The sequence below is a fragment of the Nguyenibacter vanlangensis genome (assembly GCF_013376155.1).
Taxonomy (GTDB): Bacteria; Pseudomonadota; Alphaproteobacteria; order Acetobacterales; family Acetobacteraceae; genus Gluconacetobacter; species Gluconacetobacter vanlangensis.
The window spans coordinates 1-3,340 of record NZ_JABXXP010000317.1; the positions used below are offsets into that span (position 1 = coordinate 1).

The 3,340-nt window shown below is 70.1% G+C and carries 3 protein-coding genes; all 3 read right to left on the reverse strand.

The window, feature by feature from the left end; translation table 11 throughout:
* Positions 1–231: 231 nt before the first annotated feature.
* The gene (thiD, locus tag HUK84_RS13050) at positions 232–1,041 is read right to left on the reverse strand and encodes a bifunctional hydroxymethylpyrimidine kinase/phosphomethylpyrimidine kinase (RefSeq protein ID WP_176640681.1); all 810 of its coding nucleotides are present in this window, start codon (positions 1,039–1,041) and stop codon (positions 232–234) included.
* A 4-nt stretch (positions 1,042–1,045) separates the two neighbouring features.
* Positions 1,046–2,404: a phosphoglucosamine mutase gene (glmM, locus tag HUK84_RS13055; RefSeq protein ID WP_176640682.1), complete on the reverse strand. Its 1,359-nt coding sequence runs from the start codon at positions 2,402–2,404 to the stop codon at positions 1,046–1,048.
* Positions 2,401–3,340 (reverse strand): dihydropteroate synthase (gene folP, locus HUK84_RS13060; protein WP_176640683.1); only part of this gene is annotated, 940 nt, incomplete at its 5' end. The genes folP and glmM, both read right to left, overlap by 4 nt.

A 3,340-nucleotide genomic window follows, 5' to 3' on the forward strand; every position in this document is an offset into this window, starting at 1 on the left:
GCCTGACGCGCGACCTGACCCTGGGCTGCGCCTGGCTGGCGGCGCGCAGCATCCAGGGGCTGCGCCGACTGGGCGTGCTGCGCCCGTGTCACGTCTCACGCCTTGTGCCGGTGATCCTGCGGATGGCCGATGCCGCGAATCGTTCCCCCGGAAACGTCTGAACGGCGCGCGCCTTTCATCGTCCGGGCATATTCGCCTGACGGGCCGTTTCCGCCCCGTCACGATCGGATTTCATCCTCCCGGGCGCCATTCCGGCCGAATGGTGACGCCGTGATCCAGCGGTCCGGCCCCGGCCCCATAGCCCGGGGCCGCGGCGATGGCGGCCCGCAGGTAAGTCCGGGCCCGGATGACCGCGTCACGCAACGCCAGGCCCTGCGCCAGGCCGGTGGCGATCGCGCTGGCAAGGGTGCAACCGGTGCCGTGCGTATGGCGCGTCGGCAGGCGGGTATCGGTGAACAGTTCGATCCCGCCTTGGGTCGCCAGGACGTCGGTCAGCTCATCGCCTTCCAGATGACCGCCCTTGACCAGCACGGAAGCGGCCCCGGCCTGGCGCAATTCCTCGGCCGCGCGGCGCATGTCGGCCACCGTACGGATGGGGCGGCCGACCAGGACCTCGGCCTCGGGCAGATTGGGGGTCAGCAGGCTGGCCCGGGGCACCAGATGTCGCCTGAGCGTTTCGACCGCATTGTCCTGCAGCAGGCGCGCCCCGCCCTTGGCCACCATCACCGGGTCCAGCACATAGGGGATCGCCGGATGGGCGGCGACGATATCGGCGACCGCCAGGATGATTTCCGCCCTGTCCAGCATGCCGCTTTTGAATGCGTCGACCCCCAGATCGTCGATCACGCATCGCATCTGCTGCGTCACGAAATCCGGCGGCACGGGCAGCACGGCCGCGACCCCCAGCGTATTCTGCACGGTCAGGGCGGACAGCGCCGTCATGGCGAACCCGCCCAGCGCGGTGATCGCCTTGATGTCCGCCTGGATTCCCGCGCCGCCGCCGGAATCGCTGCCGGCTGCGACCAGAACGCGGCCCTTCATGCGTTTATGCCGCGACCTGGGCGGAATCGATCGCCGCGCACATTTCGCCGACCACGCGTTCGACCAGCGCCGGGTCCTCGGCCTCGACCATCACGCGGACCAGGGGTTCGGTGCCGCTTTCGCGCAGCACCAGCCGGCCGGCGGCGCCCAGCGTGGCCTCGGCCCGGCGGCTTGCATCCTGGACCGAGGGGGCGAGCAGCGGGCTCCGGCCGGCGAAGCGGACATTGCGCAGCATCTGCGGGAACGGGGTGAACATGCGGCAGACTTCGCTAGCCGGACGGGCTTCCTCGACCAGTACCGCCAGCACCTGCAGCGCCGCGACCAGCCCGTCGCCGGTGGTGGCGAAATCGGACAGGACCATGTGGCCCGATTGCTCGCCGCCGACATTGGCGCCCAGTTCACGCATGCGCTCCACCACGTAGCGGTCGCCCACGGCGGTGCGCACCAGTTCCAGCCCCATTCCTTCCAGGCAGCGGGCCAGGCCCATGTTCGACATGACGGTCGCGACGATCTGCGCCGAATGCAGCCGCCCCTGGCGTGCCCAGGACCGCGCGATCAGGGCCAGGATCTGGTCGCCGTCGATCAGGCGCCCCTGCTCGTCGGCGATCAGTACGCGATCGGCGTCTCCATCCAGCGCGATGCCGATATGGGCCCGGTGCGCGACCACCGCGGCGCAGAGGGATTCCGGGCGGGTGGAACCGCAATTTTCATTGATGTTGACGCCGTTTGGTTCGCAGCCGATGCGAATCACCTCGGCCCCCAGTTCCCACAGCGCGGTCGGTGCGACGCGATAGGCGGCGCCGTTGGCGCAATCGATGACGATGCGCAGCCCGTCCAGCCGCCGGCCGCGCGGGAAGGACGCCTTGGCGTTCTCGATATAGCGGCCGGCAGCGTCGTTGAGGCGCGAGGCCCGGCCGATCCTCTCCGGCGCGGCCAGCCGGTCGCCCAGGTCGGCGCGCATCAGGGACTCGATCTCGGCCTCGGTCTCGTCGGACAGCTTGAAGCCGTCGGGGCCGAACAGCTTGATGCCGTTATCGCCGAACGGGTTGTGCGAGGCCGAGATCATCACCCCCAGATCGGCGCGCAGCGAGCGGGTCAGCATGGCGATCGCCGGGGTAGGCATCGGGCCGACCAGGGTGACGTCCATGCCGGCGGACAGGAAGCCCGAGACCAGGGCGCATTCGATCATGTATCCCGACAGGCGGGTATCCTTGCCCAGCAGCACCCGGTGCCGGTGCGCCCCGCGCATGAAGCGCAGCCCCGCCGCCTGCCCCAGCTTCTGGGCGATCTCGACCGTCATCGGATCCTGGTTGGCGGTGCCGCGAATGCCGTCGGTGCCGAATAATTTTCTCGTCTTGGTCATCCCTGGGTCATCCCTGGCCGTCCCTGTCTTTCGCCGCGATCCCAATTATCGCAGCGCCACGCGCCCTGCCATACCCGTACGGCCTGTACCATCGCCGGTACGTTATGGACTCGCAGGATCGTGTTACCCAGCGCCAGGCCCGGCAGGCTGCTGACCAGGGTCCCCGGGTCGCGGTCCGCGGCGCGCGCCACCCCCGACCATTCGCCCAGCATGCGCTTGCGCGAGGTGCCCAGCAGCACCCGGCAGCCCAGATTGGCCAGAATCGGCAGCCTGGACAAGAGTTCGGCATTCTGGGCCGCGTTCTTGGCGAAGCCGATGCCCGGGTCGACGATGATGCGCCGGCGATCGATTCCGGCGGCGACCGCGCCCGCGACGCGGGCGGCGAGTTCACGCGTGACGTCGGCGGCCACATCGTCGTAATGCGCCAGCCGCGCCATGGTTTGCGGCGTGCCGCGCATATGCATCAGCACCACCGGGCACGCGGCATCGGCCACCACCGCCAGCGCGTCCGGATCATGCGCCAGGGCCGAGACGTCGTTGATCACCGTGGCCCCCAGCGCCAGCGCGGCCGACATGGTGGCCGCGTTGCGCGTATCGACCGACAGGGCGATACCGGCCCCGTCAATTCTTGTCCGATCGATTTCGGCCCGCAGCCCGGCCAGGACGGGGGCCACCCGCGCCCATTCCTGTCCCGGCGTGACGACGGCCGCACCGGGGCGCGTGCTTTCGCCGCCGATATCCAGCAGGGCGGCCCCGTCCGCCACCATCTCCATGCCGGCGCGCACCGCGTCCGCGGCCGCTTCATGGCGTCCGCCGTCGCTGAAACTGTCCGGGGTGGCGTTCAGGATTCCCATCACCAGCGGCCCATCGGGCAGACCCGCCGATGGCAGGGGGGCGGCGACGCGCTCCAGCGCCGTCAGCCAGCCGGGGGGGATA